At 44.4% G+C, this 23,463-nt stretch carries 25 protein-coding genes; 11 read left to right on the forward strand and 14 right to left on the reverse strand.

Annotation, left to right across the window (positions count from 1 at the left end):
* Positions 1–87: 87 nt before the first annotated feature.
* The 6 genes from AB6E54_RS16045 to AB6E54_RS16070 form a co-directional block, all read right to left on the reverse strand.
* Entirely contained in the window at positions 88–969 is an 882-nt protein-coding gene (locus AB6E54_RS16045) for an L-ribulose-5-phosphate 3-epimerase (RefSeq protein ID WP_017064000.1), read from the reverse strand.
* A gap of 8 nt (positions 970–977) precedes the next feature.
* Entirely contained in the window at positions 978–1,625 is a 648-nt protein-coding gene (locus AB6E54_RS16050; RefSeq protein ID WP_017064001.1) for a 3-keto-L-gulonate-6-phosphate decarboxylase UlaD, read from the reverse strand.
* Positions 1,626–1,629: 4 nt separating this feature from the next.
* A complete protein-coding gene (locus AB6E54_RS16055; RefSeq protein ID WP_372057844.1) occupies positions 1,630–2,451 on the reverse strand; it encodes a pyridoxal phosphatase in 822 nt (273 codons plus the stop codon).
* 87 nt (positions 2,452–2,538) lie between these two features.
* Positions 2,539–3,237 carry an L-ribulose-5-phosphate 4-epimerase gene (locus AB6E54_RS16060; protein WP_372057845.1) on the reverse strand — a complete coding sequence of 233 codons (699 nt, stop codon included), beginning with the start codon at positions 3,235–3,237 and terminating at the stop codon, positions 2,539–2,541.
* A 10-nt stretch (positions 3,238–3,247) separates the two neighbouring features.
* Positions 3,248–3,715 carry a PTS sugar transporter subunit IIA gene (locus tag AB6E54_RS16065; protein ID WP_017064004.1) on the reverse strand — a complete coding sequence of 156 codons (468 nt, stop codon included), beginning with the start codon at positions 3,713–3,715 and terminating at the stop codon, positions 3,248–3,250.
* A 66-nt stretch (positions 3,716–3,781) separates the two neighbouring features.
* The gene (locus AB6E54_RS16070; RefSeq protein ID WP_372106965.1) at positions 3,782–5,620 is read right to left on the reverse strand and encodes a PTS ascorbate-specific subunit IIBC; all 1,839 of its coding nucleotides are present in this window, start codon (positions 5,618–5,620) and stop codon (positions 3,782–3,784) included.
* 339 nt (positions 5,621–5,959) lie between these two features.
* Here AB6E54_RS16070 and ulaR point away from each other — a divergent pair, with 339 nt between their 5' ends.
* From ulaR to AB6E54_RS16090, 4 genes are all read left to right on the forward strand, one after another.
* A complete protein-coding gene (gene ulaR, locus AB6E54_RS16075; RefSeq protein ID WP_372057847.1) occupies positions 5,960–6,715 on the forward strand; it encodes an HTH-type transcriptional regulator UlaR in 756 nt (251 codons plus the stop codon).
* 120 nt (positions 6,716–6,835) lie between these two features.
* Complete coding sequence (gene ulaG / locus AB6E54_RS16080; RefSeq protein WP_017060922.1) at positions 6,836–7,903, forward strand: L-ascorbate 6-phosphate lactonase; 1,068 nt, start codon at positions 6,836–6,838, stop codon at positions 7,901–7,903.
* A gap of 68 nt (positions 7,904–7,971) precedes the next feature.
* Positions 7,972–8,214, forward strand: coding sequence for a hypothetical protein (locus AB6E54_RS16085; protein WP_017064006.1), 243 nt, complete (start codon positions 7,972–7,974; stop codon positions 8,212–8,214).
* Positions 8,215–8,418: 204 nt separating this feature from the next.
* Complete coding sequence (locus AB6E54_RS16090) at positions 8,419–8,880, forward strand: hypothetical protein (protein ID WP_372106967.1); 462 nt, start codon at positions 8,419–8,421, stop codon at positions 8,878–8,880.
* Positions 8,881–8,923: 43 nt separating this feature from the next.
* Here AB6E54_RS16090 and AB6E54_RS16095 read toward each other — a convergent pair whose 3' ends face one another.
* From AB6E54_RS16095 to AB6E54_RS16110, 4 genes are all read right to left on the reverse strand, one after another.
* Positions 8,924–11,155 (reverse strand): hypothetical protein, encoded by a 2,232-nt coding sequence (locus AB6E54_RS16095; RefSeq protein ID WP_017064008.1) that lies wholly within the window; start codon positions 11,153–11,155, stop codon positions 8,924–8,926.
* 431 nt (positions 11,156–11,586) lie between these two features.
* Positions 11,587–11,925: a hypothetical protein gene (locus AB6E54_RS16100; protein WP_017060926.1), complete on the reverse strand. Its 339-nt coding sequence runs from the start codon at positions 11,923–11,925 to the stop codon at positions 11,587–11,589.
* 199 nt (positions 11,926–12,124) lie between these two features.
* Positions 12,125–13,099, reverse strand: coding sequence for a Gfo/Idh/MocA family protein (locus AB6E54_RS16105; RefSeq protein WP_372106969.1), 975 nt, complete (start codon positions 13,097–13,099; stop codon positions 12,125–12,127).
* Between the two features lie 3 nt (positions 13,100–13,102).
* Positions 13,103–13,426 carry a putative quinol monooxygenase gene (locus AB6E54_RS16110; RefSeq protein WP_229648088.1) on the reverse strand — a complete coding sequence of 108 codons (324 nt, stop codon included), beginning with the start codon at positions 13,424–13,426 and terminating at the stop codon, positions 13,103–13,105.
* Between the two features lie 106 nt (positions 13,427–13,532).
* On the opposite strand from AB6E54_RS16110, the gene AB6E54_RS16115 reads away from it, so the two are divergent.
* The gene (locus tag AB6E54_RS16115) at positions 13,533–14,390 is read left to right on the forward strand and encodes a LysR substrate-binding domain-containing protein (RefSeq protein ID WP_372106970.1); all 858 of its coding nucleotides are present in this window, start codon (positions 13,533–13,535) and stop codon (positions 14,388–14,390) included.
* Positions 14,391–14,418: 28 nt separating this feature from the next.
* On the opposite strand, the gene AB6E54_RS16120 is transcribed toward AB6E54_RS16115, so the two are convergent.
* From AB6E54_RS16120 to AB6E54_RS16130, 3 genes are all read right to left on the reverse strand, one after another.
* Positions 14,419–15,627, reverse strand: coding sequence for a winged helix-turn-helix domain-containing protein (locus AB6E54_RS16120; protein WP_372106972.1), 1,209 nt, complete (start codon positions 15,625–15,627; stop codon positions 14,419–14,421).
* 34 nt (positions 15,628–15,661) lie between these two features.
* The gene (locus AB6E54_RS16125; protein ID WP_017060931.1) at positions 15,662–16,309 is read right to left on the reverse strand and encodes a DsbA family oxidoreductase; all 648 of its coding nucleotides are present in this window, start codon (positions 16,307–16,309) and stop codon (positions 15,662–15,664) included.
* 180 nt (positions 16,310–16,489) lie between these two features.
* Positions 16,490–17,287 carry a Cof-type HAD-IIB family hydrolase gene (locus AB6E54_RS16130; protein WP_017069716.1) on the reverse strand — a complete coding sequence of 266 codons (798 nt, stop codon included), beginning with the start codon at positions 17,285–17,287 and terminating at the stop codon, positions 16,490–16,492.
* Between the two features lie 262 nt (positions 17,288–17,549).
* Here AB6E54_RS16130 and AB6E54_RS16135 point away from each other — a divergent pair, with 262 nt between their 5' ends.
* From AB6E54_RS16135 to arsB, 5 genes are all read left to right on the forward strand, one after another.
* On the forward strand, positions 17,550–18,713 hold the full coding sequence (locus tag AB6E54_RS16135; protein ID WP_017064013.1) for a glycosyltransferase family 2 protein: 1,164 nt from the start codon (positions 17,550–17,552) through the stop codon (positions 18,711–18,713).
* Positions 18,710–19,372, forward strand: a complete 663-nt coding sequence (locus tag AB6E54_RS16140; RefSeq protein ID WP_372106974.1) for an START domain-containing protein — start codon at positions 18,710–18,712, stop codon at positions 19,370–19,372. The genes AB6E54_RS16135 and AB6E54_RS16140 overlap by 4 nt, the downstream gene beginning before the upstream one ends.
* A gap of 31 nt (positions 19,373–19,403) precedes the next feature.
* Positions 19,404–19,811, forward strand: a complete 408-nt coding sequence (locus tag AB6E54_RS16145; RefSeq protein WP_029235181.1) for a glycine zipper family protein — start codon at positions 19,404–19,406, stop codon at positions 19,809–19,811.
* A 192-nt stretch (positions 19,812–20,003) separates the two neighbouring features.
* Positions 20,004–20,345: a helix-turn-helix transcriptional regulator gene (locus tag AB6E54_RS16150; protein WP_017064015.1), complete on the forward strand. Its 342-nt coding sequence runs from the start codon at positions 20,004–20,006 to the stop codon at positions 20,343–20,345.
* 109 nt (positions 20,346–20,454) lie between these two features.
* The gene (gene arsB, locus AB6E54_RS16155; protein WP_102332363.1) at positions 20,455–21,510 is read left to right on the forward strand and encodes an ACR3 family arsenite efflux transporter; all 1,056 of its coding nucleotides are present in this window, start codon (positions 20,455–20,457) and stop codon (positions 21,508–21,510) included.
* Between the two features lie 89 nt (positions 21,511–21,599).
* Here arsB and AB6E54_RS16160 read toward each other — a convergent pair whose 3' ends face one another.
* Positions 21,600–22,490 carry a LysR family transcriptional regulator gene (locus AB6E54_RS16160; RefSeq protein WP_017066099.1) on the reverse strand — a complete coding sequence of 297 codons (891 nt, stop codon included), beginning with the start codon at positions 22,488–22,490 and terminating at the stop codon, positions 21,600–21,602.
* A gap of 130 nt (positions 22,491–22,620) precedes the next feature.
* On the opposite strand from AB6E54_RS16160, the gene AB6E54_RS16165 reads away from it, so the two are divergent.
* The gene (locus tag AB6E54_RS16165) at positions 22,621–23,052 is read left to right on the forward strand and encodes a PACE efflux transporter (protein WP_017064018.1); all 432 of its coding nucleotides are present in this window, start codon (positions 22,621–22,623) and stop codon (positions 23,050–23,052) included.
* The last annotated feature ends 411 nt before the right edge of the window (positions 23,053–23,463 follow it).

Raw genomic sequence — 23,463 nt, forward strand, 5'->3', positions numbered from 1 at the left:
ATATTGGGGGGCAATATGCTGCATTTTCTCTTTTCGTTAGGAGCATTGAGAACGCAAAGAGAAACGGGTTAATCATTCTAAGTAGAGCTAGTGGTCAAACAACATCGGAACACCCGTTTGCACACATACCTCGTTCAAACGCTTTTGTGCCGTCAGAATATTCTCTTTCCAACGCTCATCTTGAGCCCACATCTCAATCACGAGTGGTACGACACACTCCGTTTCTTTCAATGTTTCAAAAATGGCATTAAAGTCGACTTCACCATCACCAATCACTAAGTCTCGAAATTGACCTTTGTATTCGTCAGTCACTTTATAAGTGTCTTTGAGGTGGATCTGAGTGATATGAGGCTTGCTCAACTTTAGTTCCGTCACTATGTCGTAATTCCAACCGGAGATATTACCCACATCTGGATACGCCGTGAAATACGGTGAATTGACTTCACGACTCAGCACTTCAAACTTGCTCAAAGAGTTCAAGTAATCGGTATCCATGATCTCCACAGCGAGCATAACGCCCGACCTTTCCGCCAACTGCGCAGAAAGCTTCATGCCTTCAATGAACCTCTGGTGAGTCACCTTATCCGCAGGCTCGTAGTAAACGTCATACCCAGCCAATTGGATGGTACGAATACCCAATTTGTAAGCGAGTGAGATCGCTTTTTCCATATGGATAGCCGCTTGTTCACGAATCACCGGATCTGCAGATCCAAATGGGAACTTGCGATGCGCGCTTAAACACATGGATTGCAGCGCTACACCATGCTTTTCACACAGGCGACGTAAGACATACACTTCATCGTCATTCCAATCCAAACGGCTACGGCGCTCGTCTGATTCATCTACCGATATCTCAAGAAAATCAAAGCCGAGCTCTTTGGTTGTTGCCAGTTTGTCTTCCCAGCTGAGTTCGTTAGGTAGGGCCTTCTCATAAAGCCCTACTCGGTGGCGTAATAAGTTTTGGTACATAACGCCTCCTAATTCCAGTAACGGTCGATCTGAGCTTTTAGTGCTTCTGCTGTTTCTTTACCTTTTTCACCCGCAAGTGCGCGACCTGCAATAAAGGTTTTCGCTTTAATGCCTTCAAATAGGTAAAGGTCTTCAGGCACGATGCCACCTGTGATAGAAAGCTCGATGCCCATTTCAGACAATGCACGCATCTTCACAAGATCTTCTTCAGTCCAGCCCACACCAGCTAATTCAGCGTCACGAGAACGGTGATAGATAGCTTGAGAGATACCTAGGTCGACCCAAGATTGAGCATCGTCCATTGTCCAATTGCCGTAAATTTCGATTTGTATTTCACCGTTAAATTCGTCAGCGACTTTCTTACACGCACCAATGGTTGCGATGTGTGCAGCCGCAGAAACGGTTATCCAATCAGCACCCGCTTCGAATGCCATTCGAGCCAAAATTGCGCCGCCATCGGTGGTTTTCATATCGCACACAAGGATATGGTCTGGGTGGTTTTTACGAAGGGTAGAAACCGCTGTCATCCCTTCAGCAAAAGCCAAAATAGTGCCCACTTCAATCACATCAACAAAGCTTTCAACGTTGTTTGCCACTTCAATTGCGGCAGGAAGATTTGTTTGGTCTAGGGCGATCTGAATCATTGGTTTAGTCATGTTGTTATCCTTTAATTTGTTCACGTATTAGACGGGCTAAGCCATCATGGTTGTTATCTGTTGAGCACACGCGTTGAACGTGTGATTTGACGATGTCATCAGCATTGAGCATCGCTATACCGAATCCGGCGTACTTAATCATGGATATGTCGTTGTGGTTATCACCGACGGCAATGACGTCATCGGCGTGATAACCGAGTTCTGCGATGTATTCAGCAAGGCGTAGGCCCTTACTGTTACCTTTTGCAGCAAAGTCGATTCGGTTTGACCAAGAACGCTCACCGTTGAAGTTCTCTCCTATCCATGGGTGTTGCATTAAACGGTCGACGGAATCTTGGCTCCCCTCTACCACAAACTTCCAAACGTGTTCAGCTTGTTGAGCTGTTTCTATGAATGATTCCACTTGGTAAATTTGTGGGCGATGTTGCTCTGGTGCCGTTTCAGCCCAGCTTTCCAATGCCAACATGTAGGCAAATGGGTTGTACTGTGAGTACGTCATGGCATGAGTTATATACATCACCATCTTGAGCTGAAACTCGTCAGCCATGTTAATGAAAGTAAGTGCTTTATCTTTCTCTATGGCGTTTTGAGTCAATACCGTTTCAGTTTGATAGTCATAAACATAAGTGCCGTTACAGCAGATGATTGGAGTATCTAGCCCCAATTCGTAATAGTAAGGTCGTGCTGCTGTGTGGTGTCGGCCAGTAACAATCATGACGTGACAACTTTGTTTGGCTTCTTGAATCGCCTTTTTTACTTCTGGATGAATCGTGTGATCATCCTTTAACACGGTTCCATCGAGATCTAACGCCAGCACTTTATACATAGAGTCCTCTACTTATTCCCTGAAGTCGGGCCTAATCAATATTGAAGCTACTTCGAATAGAAACGACTTACTTAAACGAAATCCGATTTACTGTTGGCCGTAATAAGCATTTTCACCGTGCTTACGTGAGTAGTGTTTGTCGGATAGTTCTGGCTGAATTTTGATGCCGCTATTCAAGGTGCGCGTTGCCAACGCCATTGCCGACACTTCTTCTAATACCACCGCGTTATGAACGGCGTCGTTGGCATCTTTGCCCCAAGAGAACGGCGCATGTCCTGCAACAATCACACTTGGAACGGCCATTGGATCGATTCGACGTTGCTTGAACTCTTCAATAATCACCAAGCCAGTATTTTTCTCGTACTCTTCAGAAATTTCAGAGTGAGACAATCGACGTGTACATGGGATGTCACCGTAGAAATAATCAGCGTGAGTGGTGCCTAAGGCTGGGATGTCGATACCCGCTTGTGCCCAAATGGTGGCACTGCGTGAATGCGTGTGAACAATGCCACTCACTTCAGGGAAAGCTTTATAGAGCTCTAAGTGCGTTGCGGTATCGCTTGAAGGATTGAGTTTCCCTTCAACAACCTTGCCTTCGAGATCGACGACCACCATGTCTTCAGCCGTCATATCACTGTATTCGACACCTGATGGTTTAATCGCTATCACTCCGTTAACACGGTCAAACTCAGAGACATTACCCCAAGTAAATGTCACCAAACCGTATTTCGGAAGTTGCAAATTGGCTTCTAAAACACGTTGTTTCAATTGGCTATATTTAGACATCGTTGCCTCCTTACGCCGCTTCCGCTTGAAGCAATGCAGCATCAATTAAACGCGCCACTTCTTCTGGGCTTTTGCACGCGCGAAGTTTTGAGAAGTCTTCATCGAATTCAATCAAGTTCGCCACTTGCATGGTGCCTTCGATGTGCTCTTCTGAGTCCTTACCCGCTAGTGTTATCAGCACATCTACAGGCTCATCAACACCTTCAAACGTAATTGGCGTTTCAAGCACGGTTAGCGCAAACCCAGTACGAATAACACCGTCTTCAGGGCGGCAATGTGGCAGTGCGAACGCATCGTGAATACAGATATAAGGGCCTTCTTCACCAATCGCTTTGGTAATCGCGTCGTAGTAACGCTCTTCTGCAATACCCGCTTTCACCAATGCATCAGTCCCAAGCTTGATCGCCGCTTTCCAGTCAGCTGCTTTTGCGTTCAGTAGGATAGAGTTATTCTTGATAAGAGATTCTTTTAAGTTCATGTTATTGCTCACTTATATAATTGTTTTTATTGGCTCAGCAGTGCGACACCACTGAGCCGTTTTTAATTATTTATGGAAGTTGTTCTCGATGATGGAAACAAGTTCGTCGCCGAAAGTTTTCACCATAATCATGTTCTTAACCGCTAACTGTTGCTTACCTTCCGGCAGACCCGTGATCTTCGCTGCAAGAGCAACCGAAGTAACGATGATGTCGAATGAACCAAGGTGTGATTTGTAATCAGTGATGGCGCTGTTAAAGGTCGAGCTTGGGATGCCTTTCTTGTCCAAATACTCTTTGATTTTCTTAGAGCACATCATTGAAGAACCTTGTCCTGAGCCACAGCACACTAAGACACGAACCGGTTTCTGGTCAGCGGCTGGTGAGATTCGAGTTTCTGATGTTGTAGAAGCTGCCGTTGTTGAAACAGATGGTGCTTCAGCGGTTGCTGTCGATTGTTGTGGAACCGCGACTTCAACCTCAATACCTTCAGGCGTTACTGCGGTCATTGTTTCAGCAGCAGCTTCTGCGTCTTCTTCAGCTCGTAGTTGCTTAGAAGCGAAGTACATGTAGATGCCAGCCAAAGCCAAAATCACAAAGAAGAACATGCTAGAGCTTGAGATACCTTGCATGATTGGTGGGAATACCAGAGCCCAGTCAGCCATGCCCATCCAGCCATTAAACTCAGTACCTGATTGAGCGAAGATATGGATTGCCCACGCAGAGCCAACCACTTCGATGATGCCCATCACGAAACAGATCTTCATCACCGCTTTCCAGCCACCAAAGTGGTTAGCAAACACACCGATAGTGGCGTTCGAGAAGAACATTGGGATAAAGCCAGGAATGATCATGATTGGTGCGTCAAACGCTAGCATTGCAAGAACAGCGGTGAATTGACCCACTGCGCCCCACATGAAACCAAATACCATTGCGTTAGGAGAGTAGGCGTAAATAGCAGCACAATCGATTGCTAAAACAGCGTTAGGAATAAGGCGTTGAGAAATACCGTTAAATGCCTCGGACAGTTCCGCAACGAACATGCGAACACCAGTAACGATGACTTGAATGGCAACAGCGAATTTCAAACCAGTTTCAAAAATGTAGATAAACCAGTGCGTTTTACCTGCCATGTCCTGAAGGTTATCAAGACCGAACGAAAGAAGAATAATGCCGAAGAAGCCAGTCATTACTAACGTTGTTGCAGCGATACTGTCGTGGAAAATGTGTAACCACTTAGGCAGTTTGATGTGGTCAACACTGTCGTTCTTGTCGCCAAGCTTCGGTGCAACCTTGGTGGCTACCCATGAAGCAAACTGTTGTTGGTGACCAATCGAGAAACCCGCACCACCAGTGACTTCTTGAGTCGGCTTGAACATGATGTTTGAGGAGATACCCCAGTACAACGCCATCAATATTGCTGAATAAATAATGGTTTCCCACATACCTGCACCAAGCACGAAGTAGAAAACAGCAATGAGGCCAGCTTGCTGGAACATGATATGCCCAGTCAGCATGATGGTTCTGATACCCGTAATACGTCGGAAGGCAACAAGTAGAATGTTTAGCCCAAGAGCCAGTAATACTGCATACCCAACCCAAGAGTAGTTGTCGCCCATGGCTTCCATGGTGGACATCATGGAGGTGTACGGGTCAATTACCGATCCCGTTAATCCATGTATTTCACTCATTTTTTCAATAACCGGTTTAAAACCCGCTACCAATGTTCCTGCACCTACCTGCACTATCATGAAACCAACGATGGTTTTAATAGAGCCGGAGATAACAGTTGTTGCGTCACGTTTTAGAAGGATGTAGCCGAGACAAGTAACAAGACCGAGTAGCAACGGTGCTTTGGTCATTACCTGACTGTAAAAAATATAGAAAATATCGTATAAGAATTCCATATCTTTACCCCTGATTGATTTTTAATTTTAATGATTTGTAGGATGTGATGATTCTAGTTTTGCTCACGAACTAGACTTTACCAATCAAAAGTAATCATTCAATGCTCACTTGTGATTACTTTGATTTATATCAATTAACCATACCCAGAATGTGCTTAATTGAGCTTTAGATCACACGTAAAAATTATAAATACAATAAAATCAACAACTTATAAAACATTGTGATTAATGTCTGGTTTTTATAGCGATGTGGTTTGACAATCATGATGGTGATTATTAGAATCAAAACAAATCAAAAGTAATCATTAAATTGTCACAACGACAAAAAGAGTGATAAATATGAATGAAGTACAAAGACATAACGGCATCTTGTCGCTGTTAGAAGATATGCAGACAATCAACGTCTCTCATATTATTGATAAATTTAGCGTTTCTCCTGCTACTGCTAGGCGCGATATCGCTAAGTTAGATGAAGTTGGCCGACTTAGAAAAATTCGAAATGGTGCGGAACGAGTAGAAACTCAGAAGAGAAAGTGGTCACCACTGAATATCAACAGCACTGAGTTCTATGAAGAGAAATCAGAGATTGCACAAGCAGCAGCTGGACTTTGCGAGGCTGGCGATACAGTCGTTATCAACTGTGGTTCTACTGCGTTCCTACTTGGACAACAGTTATGTGGGGAAGATGTTCAGATCGTAACGAACTACTTTCCACTCGCAAGCTACTTGATCAACGAAGATCATGACGATGTCATCATCATTGGTGGTCAATACAACAAAGCGCAGAACATCTTTCTAAACCCTGCCCCTAATTCATTAGGCGGCTATGCGGGAAACTGGATGTTCACCTCAGGTAAAGGCTTAACCGATGCCGGGCTGTACAAAGCCGACATGTTAACGGCCGTAGCCGAACAACAAATGCTCGAACAGGTCGATAAGCTTGTCGTCGTGGTCGATAGCTCAAAAGTTGGACAACGTACCGGAATGCTCTTTTGCAGCACCAAGCAAATAGACATCGTCATCACCGGTAAAGACGCCAATCCCGAAGTCGTAAAACTGATTGAAGCTCAAGGGACGCAAGTCATCCTAGTTTAAATCGCAGGGCTAACTAGCCCACCAATAATAATAAATTTAGCTCAGTGCCTTAATCCAAATTAAGGCGCTCGGCTCCCTACATCCAAAATTAATCAAATTATTGAAATAAAAGGTATTATCATGAGCAATGTAAACGAAATCACTCGCGAGTCTTGGATCCTAAATACATTCCCTGAGTGGGGCACATGGTTAAATGAAGAGATTGAACAAACAGTTGTGCAACCGGGTACGTTTTCTATGTGGTGGCTGGGTTGTACAGGTATTTGGCTAAAATCAGAAGAAGGTGCAAACCTATCAATGGACTTCTGGTGTGGTACTGGTAAAAAAACACAAGCCGTTCAAAAAATGAAAAACCAGCACCAAATGATGCGTATGGGCGGTGTGGAAGCACTTCAACCAAACCTACGTACCGCGATCTTCCCATTGGACCCTTTCGCTATCAAAGAGATCGATGCAGTTATGGCATCTCATGACCACGGCGACCACATTGATATCAACGTTGCAGCGGCAGTTCTACAAAACTGCGGCGACCACGTTAAATTCATTGGCCCTAAAGCGTGTGTTGATTTATGGATGAAATGGGGTGTGCCAGAAGATCGTTGTGTTATTGCTAAAGTTGGCGACGAGATCAAAATCAAAGACGTGAACATCAAGGTTCTTGACGCATTCGACCGTACAGCTCTAGTGACACTTCCTGAAGGAACATCTTCCCTAGACAAAGAAATTCTAGACGGAATGGACGACCGTGCAGTGAACTACCTAGTAGAAACAACAGGCGGTTCAGTTTACCACTCTGGTGATTCTCACTACTCAAACTACTATGCTAAACACGGTAATGACCACAAGATCGACGTTGCACTGCTTTCTTACGGTGAGAACCCACGTGGCGTAACAGACAAAATGACATCTTCAGACATTCTTCGTGCTGCTGAGTCTTTGAACTGTGAAGTAGTTGTTCCGTTCCACCACGACATTTGGGCTAACTTCCAAAATGACCCGCGTGAAATCGAAATGCTGTGGAACATGAAGAAAGAACGTCTTCAATACGGCTTCGCACCTTTCTTCTGGCAAGTTGGTGGTAAATACACATACCCAACAGATAAAGGCCGCATGCACTACCAGCACTTCCGTGGCTTTGCAGACATCTTCACAAATGACCCAGAACTGCCATACCGCGCATTCTTGTAAACATTAAGAAAAGCACTAACTAGGGAGCAATGCGCTCCCTTTTTTTATCATCGAATAAGGATGTTGATATGGTATTACGTGAGTTCAAAAAACATTTCAGTCGTGGCGACCTGAAAGCAGCAATTGGTGTCGTGTCCCCTGGAGCTAATGGTTATTACTTAATGGTCAAAAGTCATAAGTGGGGAGTAAACAGCTTTCTTGAATCCGACAGAAAAATGCAACCCAGGGTATTCAAGACTCAACAAGCTTTGTTGAACGCCGCTAAAGCAATCGGTTTTTCCTACCACTCGATTGATATCCAACATTTATAATCAAGATGGTTAGATATTGGGTTGATTCTGTTATCGGTGTCGCTTCGTAAAATAACCAAACATTCAGAGCCTGAATACCACAACTCCAAAATCATCTATTTATCCACTCGATAAAAATAATTCTTACAATTAAGCGTGTTTATTCGTTAATAATATTGTTACTCAACGGCATAATAGTCATGAATCCATTCAAAGAGTTAGGTTATGTTCTACAAGCGTCTTTTGGTATTGGCTTTACCGCTTACTTTTGTGTTTTCCACCCATGCTGAAACGTTTGGTGAACGAATGGCGCGCATCGAACAAGAGAATGTACTGGCGAAAACCATGAGTGAAGAACAAGTTGAATTGATACAAAAAGTCGTACAGACCAACCACTGCGCTAAAGTGGCGTTAACCCATCACCAACGCATTTTGGGCCAATATAAGGTTGAGACATCTTCTTCTAAGGTATTCGTAAAATGGCGTCAACTCGGTAAGCAGTTAGACGCTCAATACGAGATGGATTACCCCGGCTACCCTAAGCACGCTTTTCAAGAATATCCTGCGGCTTCAGGCAAAGTCGATGGCTACCTTTTTGCTCTAATCGACAATGGTTTAAACGAGCAATCGTGGATCGCCAAAGAATTTAAGCAGTGTAAAAAGAATAAGCTCATATCCCGAACCTAAGCTCTAGTCTGCTCTGGTTCGAGAGTGCTCACTCGCATTAGTTCTAATAAAGTAAGAACAGCCCTTCATAACCGCCAATTTCTATTTCACTCACATAATCACCAACGTTACCGTTAGCATCAACAGGTTTCATTGGAACATCCAGCGCGATGGTGAGTTTTGCCGCGTCATAAAAGCTCGGATTCTTACCGTGGAAATCCGTGCGATACAACACACGACCATTGCTGAACTCTCTCGCTAACACCATGTCCTCAGGGCCACCAGCAACCACCTGATTTTCAGATTGATACATAAAGTACGTGAACGTCGGTAGAACGTGAGTGATACCATTGGGCAGATCAGCATGCACCATTTCGTTCATCGAGGAATCGCCAACGATGGTGTAGTCAGCAGGCTGAGGTGTCGTTGTCGAAAGCATCAAAGGAATCGGCGCAAAGCCATGTGGGATTTGATGACTCGGCTCTCCCAAGTCAACGGCCAATAACGAACTGGGTTGGTAGGCGATGTTTTTAGGGACACCACTTTGCCAGAAAGTGTCAGCCGTCGTATTGCCACTTCCATAGACGTAACCATTGTTCCACTGATTAAAGTAGCTATGTTGAGCGTGTCGATTGAGGTGGTAGATCGCTAGGGTCGAGTATTGGTCTTGCTTCCAATTATCTTCACTATTTCCAAGATACTGAACTCGCCCATAACGCGTTGTCGCCTGAAAAATAACACTTTGCCCATTGTAGGCGAGCGCAGAATTATCCCAGAATTTTGAGATCCCCGAGTAACCACTAAACCCAGTAGACGGAAAAATGTAGTGCTCGCGTAAATACAGAGAGCCCGCCTCGCTAAGATGAGACTGTCCATTTCGACCCAGTAAGTTCGCGGTTCCGATATTCAACCCAATCGACGCATCACTTTCTAAAGCAGAAAGATTTTTGAGAAACGCTGAAAATTGTTGCTTGTAGAGATCATCCGCTTGATTCGAACCCGCAACAGCTCCTAACTCTTGAACATGCCCGCCAGAGTGAACATAGAACTGGTTCGAGCCAATGAGTTTATTTGTGTCGTCGTTGTACGCACCATTCAAACCTTGTCTTGCCCAGCTTTGCTTGTAGTAGCGATGAATAGCAGATAGATAATCCGCGTTTGCGACGTTCGTTAGCGACCAAGATGAGTTAGCGCTCCACATTCGACCAAATGGCACCACTCTTGATTCCCAACGAAAACGTGCTGTCGCGTTCTTATTGGTTCGATTTCGATACTCGCTTGGCGACAAGTAGTTATCACCATCTAGGTCTGCAGACACATCAAAACCACGGATTTTTCGCCATTGGCTGATAGCATTGCCGTCCGGGGTTGAAGTCGGAGCATCGGTTAACTTGACGGTTGGAAAACTGTTTTTGAGTTTTACTTCTTTTAAACGCGGCCTGTCGTCGGCATTCTCACTTTGCCAACGAACTCTCACAACGTATAAGCGCCCACCATCTCTCAAAAAGGTTGAACCAAAATACTGGCCGCCGCCATAACTCGCACCGCTCCCATCATGAGTTGTAGCTCTTAACCAGTTATCCGGAAGGTTCCAGATCACCGATTGGTTTTTGGTCATATTGAGCGTTTTGTCTTTCTTTACATCAAGCCTTTCCCATTGTGAAACCCTACCCTGAGAATCAATAGCAGTTGGGTATTCAATCCAAAATTCACCGCTGCCAGCAAACTGTGAGAACTTAAAGGTCAGCCGTTCGAACTGTTCAGCATGATAGACATACAAAGCCCCACCCTGTTCGAAATTCTCAAACACATCGGCATCCCACGGAGGCTCTTGATACAACCAAAAACCAGCATGGTCTTCACTGGCTGTATAACCCAAGATCATAGGTTTTCGGTTTAAAAGGGTCTTTTCGCCATGAGTTTTATCAACTTCGGCAATGACAGTATCTTCAGAAAAGTGCAGGAAATAGTCTTCGAAATTGAGGCCTTCTAACTCAGCTTGGTTACGGAGATCGTTCTCCAACCAACCCGAGTTCATCGCCATGACTTGGTTGTACATATAACCAATTGTCGTGGCCCGCTCATTGTCGGCTTTGTCGGCATAAGCTCCGAACACAATATCACTGTTGGAAATTTCCCAATCAATGACGGCATTCGTAGATAGTGGGGAGCCCAAAAGATCAACACCAACTTCATGTTGCCCTGGCAGCACAACCGCTGTACCAACAGCAAAAGCGTAACCAGCGATTAAACATGACGGTATGAGTGCGAGCAGCCCAGAAATGTAGGTTTTCATGATTCAAATTTCCTAATCGATACTGTCATGCCTTAAATCACAAAACGAAAAGTCAGCCAACTTACGTGTCAATTTAGGAATCAAAATACGAAAAAAGTATCGACTACATGGCTCTATTGTTCAAGTGCTCGTCTGTCTTGTTTCATCGGTGGCAAGTAAAACGAGCAAATGCCGATTCAAAATCAATGCATTAAGGAAAATATAAGTTTTTGTGATTTTAATTTTATTTGGAAACCAAGTATCTCCGGCTAACGAGAAATCAGCTCAGACTTTCTCAAAATGAGAATAATACGGTTTGGAAGATGAGAAGTTATCAGAGCCTAGAACTCAGAATAGGACTTGGATTTGCTGTATCGAATCTCAGTTTGAGCGCCACACTATTGAAACTCAATTTGGATAGGCTGTCTAAACAAGAACGATGACAACGCTCCTTAAAGCCTCTTGTTCCACTTCCCTTGATGGTCGCGATCGCAATTTTCTTGCGTATCGTAGCTAACATGCTTATCGATATTCTTCAGTTGAATTCCAACTTGATTGAACGCTTGTTGAATAGCCCCTGAGACACTCTGTTGACCTTCGCCACTTAAGAAGTTCGTTCTATCCTGATTGGTATCGAATACACAGACAATTTTCAAACTTTGCGGAAAAGAGGAAAAGTTGACCGAGTGAGTCACCCACAAAAAACCATCGAAGCCTTTCAGCGTGTCTTCACAAACGTCAGTTAACACGTCTCTGATTTGATTCTCGATTTTCTTATCTGATTTACGCATGCGGCAAAGGTCCTATTTAACACCTTAAAAAATAAGGTTTTTCGGTCAGTTTCGTACTACCTGATATTGGACACTGTGGCGGTTTCAAATGCAAAGTATTTATTGGGGAGAGTCGACTGGAAGATATAGAGGAAACGCCTCATGTTTGATAGCTTACGAGGCGATCAAACATGAGACGAGTATAGAATTTACTAAAACATTAGCTCGCCGCTTGTTCCCAATCAGTTAATAACTTCATGATTACGCGAGAGTCTTGGTGGGTTGCCATTGGCGCAGCAAGTTGTGTATCACCTTGCTCAACCGCTTGGCGGATATTGCGCACTTGATAATGGAAACCATCACCTTGCGCTTCGACTTTCACTTCACGTGTCGACGTTTCATAGATCTCTACCGTAAACGTGTTTTCTGCCGTCGGTAGCCATGGATTAATATCTAGCGTGATACAGCCTTTGCTGCCTAGGATCGTAAAACCATGCTTTAAACCGTGGTCTTCAGCAGTGTGGATTTGTGCGGTAAAACGGTCGTTGAAATGCATCATCGCCGACGATTCACAGATATTGCCATCTTCGCCTCGTCGACCGATTGCTGAGATCTGCACGTCATCGAACACGCTCTCACCAAATTGCTGCTGCGCAACAGAGTGAATCAGCGACATTGGGTAACAGCCAAGGTTGTATAGCGCGCCTGTGCTCGCAGGATTCACGAACTGATCAATCGCCGCAACGTAGGAACCTTGAATTGAACGCACTTCGCCAATCTCACCAGTTGCCAGTTCTTGATGAAGCTTGGTGATAAGTGGATGGTTTAAATACATCAAACCTTCAGCAAAGAATACGCCCGCTTCTTTCACGGCTAGTAAAGCTTGCTCGGTTTTTTCCATATCTACCGACAAAGACTTCTCACACAAGATCGCTTTGCCTTTTTGAGCCGCTTTAATCACATACTCATGATGAACGTGGTTTGGTAGAGCAATGTAGATAATGTCGACCGACTCATCTTCAATCAAGGCTTCATAGTTGTTGAAGGTTCGTGTTGGCTGGTATTGGGCAGCAAACTCATTGAGTGTTTTCTCTGTGCGTCCAGCAACAGCATACAGCTCACTTTGAGCATCGCCTTTAATCGCATCCGCCATTACGCCTGAGATAAAGCTGGTTCCTAGGATTCCCCATTTCATGTCTTAGATCTCCTGCTCTTGTGCTTTGATAGGCCCACGTTGCGTTTCGAATGCTTGAACCAACTCGGTAATATCACGCTCAATAAACGCTTGGGTATGAGGCATCACAAAGTGCTGATTGATCGCCTCGCGGTTTACGTATTGCTCAAGCAAGATCACACGATCGCTTTGGCTTTGATCATAGGTTGCAATTGCTTGTAGGCAGCCCGGTTCGCTTTGCATGTCTAAACAAAACTGTTCGATAGCTTCGAGCGCAGCTGCTCGTTCTATGTTGGTTTTGATCTTAAGTTCGGCAGTAACAAAGATAGTTTCATTCGTTTGAGGCATTGCACACTCTTATTTTAGTTAATTATCGGTTTGCCATTAATATAATTAACCCCTAATAATTGATAAACTCACCTTTTGTTTATTGTTTATCAACCAAGAGTGTTCAATGGATAAGTTAACCAGCATGAAAGTCTTCGTCTATGTGGTGGAACAAGGTAGCTTTCGCAGCGCCGCAAACCACTTCAACCTGTCGGCGACCATGATAAGCAAACATGTCCATTCCTTAGAAGCCAGTTTGAAGTCTCAGCTGATCCACCGCACCACGCGTAAGCAATCGTTAACCGATTCAGGACAACTTTACTATCGTGAGTGTAAGCGAATTCTCGAAGACATCAGCAATGCAGAGAACCTGATTCAAACCTTGGAAAATCAACCACAAGGCACGGTAAAAATAAACTGCCCTGTCACCTATGGAAACAAGGTACTCGCCCCTATCGTAGCTAAGTTTCTCGCGCATCACCCAACCATTAACGTTGAGCTGATGTTGAATAATGACCTTGTTGATCCTTATTCATCTGACATTGACCTGATTGTGCGAATTGGTGACCTATACGATTCAAGCTTGGTCGCAAGGTATTTAGGGGATTATGAGATGTGTTACTGCGCGGCGCCCGCTTACCTAAACCAACATGCTGAAATCAGAGTATTGGAAGACTTGGCGCAGCACCCATCGCTTGGATTCAGTTACAGCAGCCAAGCTCCTCACGCCACACCGAATAAAGAACGTGTGCGCTTGATGTCGAATAATGGTGATGTGTTGCGGTATGCCGCCCTGCAGGGTGTGGGCGTGTTGTTGCAACCGACTATCTTAGTCGCAGAAGAGATTGATCGTGGAGCGCTGTTGGAAATCCTACCCGGCATGGCGCCGTTACCAAAGCCGATTCACTTGCTCTACAAAACCAAGCAACTGTCGTTGAAGAACAGAACCTTTGTCGAGTTCTTGTTAGCTGCGTTTGCTGAGTAACTAAGCGCTTTCTAAACAACAAAGACCGCTAGACTGTTTGCCATTGGCTCATCAAGCGCTTGCCAAGATCAGAGGGCGTGGTGTTATGGACGATCATCTCATCACATTGGTTGAACACCATGAAGTGTTTTAGTTCATCGCATAAAGCATGAACCAACAACTCATGGTTTTTAATTCGCTCTTCCACAACCAAGTTACGGATATTGAGCAAACCACTCTTCCTGTCGACCTTGCAATCCATTCGTGCCACCAGCTCACCTTGCCACAGAATCGGTAAGCTAAAATAACCAAACTGACGCTTGGCCTCTGGAACATAGCATTCTAGGAGGTAATCAAAGTTGAACAATGATTGCATTCGCTTTCGTTGAATCAGCAGGTTATCAAACGGAGACAGTATCTTAAGCTTGGTTCTGGAAAGAGGTTGATTCAGCAGTTCAAAAGCACCTGGCAGGACATAGTAATCAGAGCCTTGAATATCTACTTTCAGAACCTGCTTATCTTCAAGCATCTGTTGGAGTGCTCTCTGAATCAAAGGCTTTGTGTTCTTGAGTAGGTAGCTCATTTCCGACGCTATTCCAACTCCGTTAGCCTCTAAATAACGTGTTATCAGATGCTCGATGTACTCTTGTTCTGTCGGCTCAGAGGTATCAATTCCGCTCGGTAAAACTCGCTCGGTTAGGTCATACACCTTATGAAAGTTAACTCGGCTTGGCACCATTAAGTCGCCTTGCATGAACAATGTTTCTAATGCTTGCTTGGCCGGTTTACCGCCCCAACCGCCGGGGTTTGGCCTATCCCCTTCAAAATCTTTCGCCATCAACGGCCCTTCATTCTCAATACGTTTGAGAACATGAGCTATCAGTGCGTCATTCTTTTTATACCAATGCTTGAGCTTACCGCTCGCAAAGCCATTCTTGCGGTGTAGGCTGAATCGGAAGTCACGCATGGGTAAATACGCGGCGGCATGCGACCAATACTCAAATACTTCTCGACGCTCTAACAGCTTATCAAGATGGTTCAGTTGGTAATCTTGATTGCGATTCCAAAGCGTGTGGTGGTGAGCTCGCTGAATCACAGAGATGGTATCAATTTGCACATAGCCAAGGTTTTCAATCGCAGACAACGTGTTCGCCAAAGCGCCCCCATTGCGTTGCTTTTTAGGTGGCAACTTCTTAGGCGGCAGCTTTTGCGAAAGCAATACCAGTTTTTGCGCTTGAGCGAGTGACAGTGATTCCATGAAATTCAGACTCTAATTGATAGCAATGATCCGTTTATGATTCAGCAATAAGCTCTTGAAGAATCTGCTTGTAGGTTTCTACCGTCTGCGCGCCCGTTACTGCACTCTTACGGTTGAACACCACAGTAGGAACCGCAGAGATCCCCATGCGTTGCCATTCAAACTCTTGCGCTTCAATTTGCTTCAAGTTGTCGGTGTTCTTTAGGCGCTTCAGTGCCTTCGTTGAGTCTAAGCCAACCGCTTCAAGCTCTTGTGCAATGACTTCAAGATCGGACAGGTCTTTTTGCTCTGTGAAGTGAGCAGCAAAGAAGCGTAGCTTTAACTCAGTCTGTTTGCCGTGCGCTAGTGCAAAATCGAGAAGTACATGTAGATGACGTGAATTGACCATTCTCATACTGTCATAGAAATTGAAATCGAAACCAACCGCTTGGCCGCGAGCCGAAAGCTGTTCTCGTGAACGTTGGCTCTCTTCTGCGCTAGAACCGTATTTTCTCATGATATGGGCACGCAGGTTTTCGCCCTCTTGCGGCATGTCAGGGTTAAGCTCAAACGGCTGCCATTCAAGTTCAATCTGGTCTTCTAAACCAAGTTCCGCAACGGCTAGCTCTAAGTTTTTGTAACCGACTACGCACCACGGGCACATTACGTCAGAAATAATATCAAGTTGAAGTTTCTTGCTCATAATCATTCCAAATATCGTTACTAAGGCGTATCCAATTCAAAGTGAATACCCATCTTTCTGGTTAGACTACAACAAGCTGAACACTCGTTCAAATTTAACTCAATACAACAGCAGCCAACAAAAAAGCCAACTCATTTTCACGAGTTGGCTTTGATAAAAATCGAATCTAGCTTAAGAGCGTTACGCTAGCAACTTCTCAAGTACTTGGAACACACCCGCGTCAACGTTACTTGGCGCGCCAAAACGCGCGATCTCTTTTAACTTTGGATGCGCGTTTTCCATCGCGTAAGAGTGGTAGCTCTCTTTAAGCATTTCCAAGTCATTTAGGTAATCACCAAAGCTCATGGTCTGCTCGTAAGTGAAACCTAATGTGTTCTGTAGATGTTTAATCGCCGCACCTTTTGACGCTTCAGCGTTCATCACATCTAACCAAATTTTTGCGCTTACAACCACTTGGTAGTTCTCACCGAATTTGGCATCAATAGTTGGGTTCACTTTCTCTTGTGAACCGTCGAAGTGACAGATAGCCACCTTGATGAAATCGTCTTCTACCGCCAGTAAGTCTTCTACTTGCTCACGGCGATGGTAGTACTTAGAGATCTCCGCCAGAGCACGCTCATCTTTGGTTTCGATGTATGCCGATTTCTTACCGCATAGCACCACATGCGCGCCTTCAATAGCTCGAGCTTCTTTAATGATCTCTTTAATGGCATCGGTATCAAGCAAGCAGCTGTAAAGTTCTTGGCCTTTGTGCATCACTAATGTGCCGTTTTCAGCAATAAACATCATGCGATCTTTAAGCGGGGAAAATGTTTCTAGCAAGCTGTAATACTGGCGGCCAGACGCGGCAGCAAAAATAATATCTTGCGCTTCTAAGCGCTCATAAAGATTGAAAAACTCAGGGTCGAGCTTTCCATGCTCATCGAGTAAGGTGCCATCCATATCAGTCGCGATAAATTTGATGTTTTGTTGGGGCATGTCGGGCGTACCTATTATTGGATTATGATCATTCGTTATCTTGAGTAACGGTTCTGGGTTCGATTATATCGCTAGAGTCGCTGGTGAATACAATGCTTATTTTACCGCCTGTCAGTCACTGTTTCACATCTTTCCAAGGCAAACGCTAACAGAAGCGCATTCCAGTTTGAAGGGTTAAGTCCTACATACAAGATGTGCGTTAGATCACACTCCACTATATTCTTTCCCGTCTCTCCATCACTTTATTCCGACCACAGTCATTATGATTTTAGCTATTATTACGACCTTGCTTTGCATCGTTACCGTCAAGTTTCTAATCACACTTGCGAACTTAGAGCGCCATCGTATTCACATTGAACCTAAAATATCGTTCAAAAGAACTGAGTGGCCGACTGTTTCCGTCATTATTCCTGCGCGAAATGAAGAAGACAATATTGAAATCAGCCTTGGCTCTCTATTGAAGCAGAGCTACCCAAAAGACAAGTTTGAAGTCATTGTTGTTGATGACTTTTCTACTGACTCAACCCGTGCAAAAGTAGAAGCATTGATCAGTAAGTTCGACGTTAACGCGCGCTGTATTTCAGGTAGAACGTTACCGACCGGATGGCTTGGTAAGAGCAATGCATGTATGGCTGGCGCACTCAACGCGAGCGGTGAATATGTGTATTTCATTGATGCAGATACCGATTCAGCACCCGCGATGCTACAGAGCGTTATCGACTTTGCTATCCAACAAAAAACTGATCTCTTATCGTTTAATCCAAAACAAACTTTTGCGTCTGTGGCAGAAAAAGCGACCTTGCCGGGCATCTTTCTATCGATCGCATCTTATATGAACTTTAAAAACTCGAACGACATGACTAAGGAAGAAGCGATTGCTAACGGTCAGGCGATGTTGTTTACCCGAAAATCCTACGACGCAGTCGGTGGACACGCCGCAGTAGCAAACGCGATATCGGAAGACATCGCCTTTGCAAAAGTCATGAAGGTCAATGGATTTAAGATTTTCTGGGCATTTGCAGACAAACTAATGAGTACGCACATGTATTCAGACTTCAACTCAATCTGGGCTGGCTTTTCCAAAAACATGAATCTTATTGTGAATTGTCAATCGCAAGCACAAGCTTTAAAAGTCTTCATCAAAGCCAACATCATCGCATGGGCGGGACCGCTTTTGATGCTGGTATCGGCGAACGCCTTCATCAGTGACATGTCTGCCATTCATGCTTATTCGCTCATTGTCAGCTCTGTGATGCTCTTGGTGTCGATCGTCACCTACTTCATTTTGGTTAAGGAACTGTTTGTTCCCGCAAAATTTGCGTTAACCGTACCCTTCGGTATTTGTGTTCAAAGCCTACTCGTGCTGAACAGTTACCGCTTATCTAAAACCAATAAAATCAGCTGGAAAGGGCGCTCATTAACATGATGAATAAGATTATTACTTTGCTTCTTCTTGCTTGTTCAGTTTCGGTGTTTGCATCAGACACCGATGGCTGGTCACTGGCACGCGATAAAAAAGGCATCGAGGTTTATAACCGTAAAATTGAAGGCAGTCACTTTAAAGAATTTCGAGCAGAAGGCGACATCAACGCGTCCCTCACTTCTATTATCGCACTCTTTATCGATACCTCTGTTGGCACGCAATGGGTAGAAAACATCGATGACATGGAAGAAATAGAGCATTTTAGTGCGGCGCACACGATCACCAAAACCTATACCAAGGCACCTTGGCCAGTTGCCGATCGTGAAGCTATCGTAGAGAACGTCATCACTCAAGATCCAAAGACGATAGTTGTCACCATTGATCAGCATGGTAGGCCTGATTACCTGCCAAACAATAATAAAAAAATCATCAGAGTGGCTGAATTAGAGGCGAGTTGGATCCTGACACCAATCGACGAAAACACCACCCATATCTCTTATCGAGTATTGAGTGATCCAGGTGGCGATATTCCGTATTGGCTCATTAACATGGTGGCCGTTTCTCAGCCTTACAACACGCTTCGCGGGTTATCTAAGATGTTGGATTCTGGTGAGTACACCGATCGGCGCCTTGATTTCATCGAGAACTACACGTCACTTTAACAATGCAATGAATACTCTAGAGGTCTATATTGTGAAATTTCCATTCTCTCCAATCGCAGCGATATTGCTTGTAGCATCAAGTTCAGTATTTGCTAATCAAATCATTGTCGATACTAAAGGTGTTGATGAAACACAGTATCACGCCGATCTGTATGAATGTGAGCAATACGCTCAACAAGTGAAGCCTGAAGAGGTCGATTCTCTTGGCAGCGATATTGTCGGTTCAACCGCTAAGGGTGCAGCGCTGGGTGCGGTTGGTGGAGCCGTCTCTGGCGGGAGTGGTCATGATGGTGCAAAAATTGGTGCTGGCATCGGTATTATCAGCGGCGCTTTAAAGCACGGTGCTCAAAAAAGACAATCCGCCGAGCTATCTGAGCAGCAGAAGTTTCAAGTGAATCGTAACTGTATGATCAACCGAGGCTATACCGTTCTTAACTAGCGGATAACCGAGCAAAATGGCGTTTAATCGATGTTCACGCCATTTTGCGTAGCTGAGTCAAAGCAGAGTTCAACCATAGTCCCTGAATCGCCACCTTAAAGTTCGTTCAAATAGACAGTGAGCATTGACCCCTATTTAAAATAGGCTTATCATTAATCGTCTTTTAACGATTAATGAAAGTGAGACGTCAATATGAACTCAACTTGCTCGACATCTGGTGGCTGTTCTCTGCCCATCGAACACGGTGATGCTAAAGCAGAAAAGCAAATGGCCGCACTGGCGAAAGCACTCGCTCACCCAGCAAGAATACGTATATTGAGTATCCTTTCCACGTTAGAAAAATCGGGCGGCTGCTTGAACAGTGATCTGGTGAGTGAATTGGGTTTAGCTCAATCAACGGTATCAGAGCACTTAAGAATATTGAAAGCCTCAGGTTTTATTACGGCTGAGTCGATTCCGCCGAAGATGTGTTACCGCATCGACCGCGACAATATTCAACGCTTCGAATCGATATTTAACAGCATTTTAAAATAGAAGTTCACGCTTGAATGATCGGCTTTGATAGCCTTTACTTTTAAGCGTGTTTTTTTGCCACAACCAATCGTTTTTCGACGATTTACGATATCAACTAAGAGAGATTATCATGAAACCAAAGTTAGGTTTTCTAGATCGCTACTTAACACTGTGGATTTTTATTGCCATGGGCCTTGGTGTACTACTCGGCACCCTATTCCCACAGATCGAACAGTGGAACGATTCAATGTCTGTTGGCACCACTAACATTCCGCTTGCGATTGGCCTTATCTTAATGATGTACCCACCTCTGGCTAAGGTTAACTACAACCTGCTAGGCACTGTGGTAAAAGATAAGAAAGCCATTAAGCTCTCTTTGATCATGAACTGGATCGTTGGTCCAATTCTGATGTTTGCATTGGCACTAACTTTCTTGGGAGACCACCCAGGTTACATGGTTGGGGTGATTCTGATTGGTCTTGCTCGTTGTGTGGCGATGGTTCTGGTTTGGAACGACATCGGCGGCGGTAACAAAGAGTACGGCGCGGCATTGGTTGCTCTAAACAGTGCATTCCAAGTGGTGAGCTACAGCTTTATGGCGTGGTTGTTCATCAGCGTTCTTCCACCAGTATTTGGTTACGAAGGCATGTTGGTTGATATCTCGATGATCGACATTGCACACAGTGTACTTATCTACCTAGGTATCCCATTCCTAGCGGGCTTCCTAAGCCGTAAGATCCTTGTGTCGATGAAAGGCGAGCAGTGGTACAACGACGTATTTATTCCACGCATCTCTCCAATCACACTGATTGCACTACTGGCAACCATCGTTCTGATGTTCAGCCTGAAAGGTGAAATGATTGTTGAACTGCCAATGGACGTTCTATTAATTGCGGTTCCACTGACTATCTACTTCACTGCGATGTTCTTCATCAGTTTCTTCATCGGTAAAAAGATGGGCATCGAGTACGACAAGAACGCATCAATTGCATTTACAGCAACAGGTAACAACTTCGAGCTAGCGATTGCCGTGGCTATCTCAGTATTCGGTATCAACTCAGACCAAGCGTTTGCAGGCGTTATCGGTCCACTGATTGAAGTCCCTGTGCTGATTTACCTTGTGAACGTGGCGCTTAAGATGAAAGACAAGTACTACAACGGTCAGACGGTTAAACCTAGCGTATAGCATCTACGTCTACACCTAGAACTAGAACTAACAAAAAGCAGCATCACTTTGAACAGAAAGGGTCACACGTTAAACGGTGAGCCTTTTCTTTATTCAGTTTCGTCTAATAGGCCTTTCAATGCTTGTTCAAGCCAAAGTAATGCAGGACCTTTTGAGCGTGTTTTAGACAGAACAAGATCAACCGGAGGCGACCAAGTTTTATGGTCAAATGACACATTCACCTCTACCAAGCGCTGTTTAATAAGCTCTTCTTCAACAAGGTGTTTCGGTAAGTATGCCCAACCGATATCGCTACCAAGAATCATCTCTTTAATGACGATAAAGCTGTTTGACCACCATACCTTTCCGGCAATCAGCGGAAACTGATCCATCACCTTACCTTTGTCTCCCCTCAACATTAACTGACGATGCGGGAGTAAGTCAGAGAGTTTCGCCACACCTGTTTTTGCGAGCGCATGACTTGGATGACACACAGCAATAAACGGTAAGTGACCGATAAAGCAAGGCTCAGAACCGACATCAAAAGCCAAGTTAGTAAACATTAATCCAATGTCGGCCCTCTCTTCGATAATTAACGGATTGACCTCTGTCGTGGTACACGCAACCAGTTCCACTTCAGTCGCAGGGAATTGTTGACTGAACTGACTAAGGATCTTAGATAGATTCGGGACCAATAGTGAATCATCTAATGCAATTTTGATGAGCCCCTCTTCACCACTGCCCATCGCACTAACCGTCACATTCAGATCTTCAACCTGAAGCACGATCGCTTTCACCTGTTTAAATAACTGCTCGCCCGCTTTGGTTAGTGAAGGCTTTCGAGTCGAACGATCAAAAAGCTCAACATTAAAATCTATTTCAAGATTACTGATGCCTTGGCTCACCGCCGACTGCACCTTCCCCAAATGACGAGCACTGGCAGAAAATGACCCTAATTCAACGGCATACACAAACATTTTCAGTTGTTCAATGTTGTACATTCGGTGTCTCCCAAAACTTACTATCACTATATGTGATGCTAACTATCTTTATATTATCACTTAAGTAGATATTATTTAGCCAAGTCATTAGCCCATCGGCGGCTATTTAATCGTAAAGAGAGTTAGAAAAATGTCACATAAAGAACGCATGTTGCACATGGTGCTATTTGAATTGGTTGCTTTGGTTTTGATGGCAGGGCTTGCAACCTATATTACAGGAAACGGCGCAGGTGAAATGGCAGGCTTAGCGCTCGCAATATCATTGATAGCGATGGCTTGGAACTACGTTTACAACTATGGCTACGACAAAATTTACGGAGCAGACCGAAGCAAAAGAACCACGAAAACACGTATCCTGCACGGATTAGGTTTTGAGCTTGGCTTAATGACAGTGACTCTACCTGTCTTGATGTGGGTTCTACAACTCGACTTCCTAACCGTACTGATCATGGACATCGGCCTAGTTATCTTCTTCGTACTTTACGCGATTGCGTTCAACTGGGCGTATGACTCAGTTCGAGATCAATTGGTTGCGAAAGGAAAAGTTGCAGCTCTGGTTTAGAGCGGTAAGTTCGTCTCGTATAACAAGAACATACACCCAAATTAAAACTGCCAAACTACAACATAGTTGGCAGTTTATTCATTTATGCATACAAGCTCATTTGTTAACGCCCTTGTTACATAGCAAAAACATCACACAGCCCTCCCTAATTAAGTCTAATAATCCGCCACTCACGAAGTAGCATCACAAATCCAAACATAAACTCCTCGTACCAGTTGCGCATTCATTTACATATAGGTAGTTTGAGCGGCTTCGCAACCTATCAATTCGAGCAATGACGTTCATGCGAGCATCTTTTTCGAGCAAAAGTGTTCGGATTAACATTTCAAGTGACTTTAATTAACAATTTTATGCTCAAACGCTCACTTTTGATGTTCGTTTATTTTCGAGTTCGCAAATATATGCACAATA

The organism is Vibrio sp. 10N.247.311.49 (genome assembly GCF_041467655.1).
GTDB lineage: Bacteria > Pseudomonadota > Gammaproteobacteria > Enterobacterales > Vibrionaceae > Vibrio > Vibrio crassostreae_C.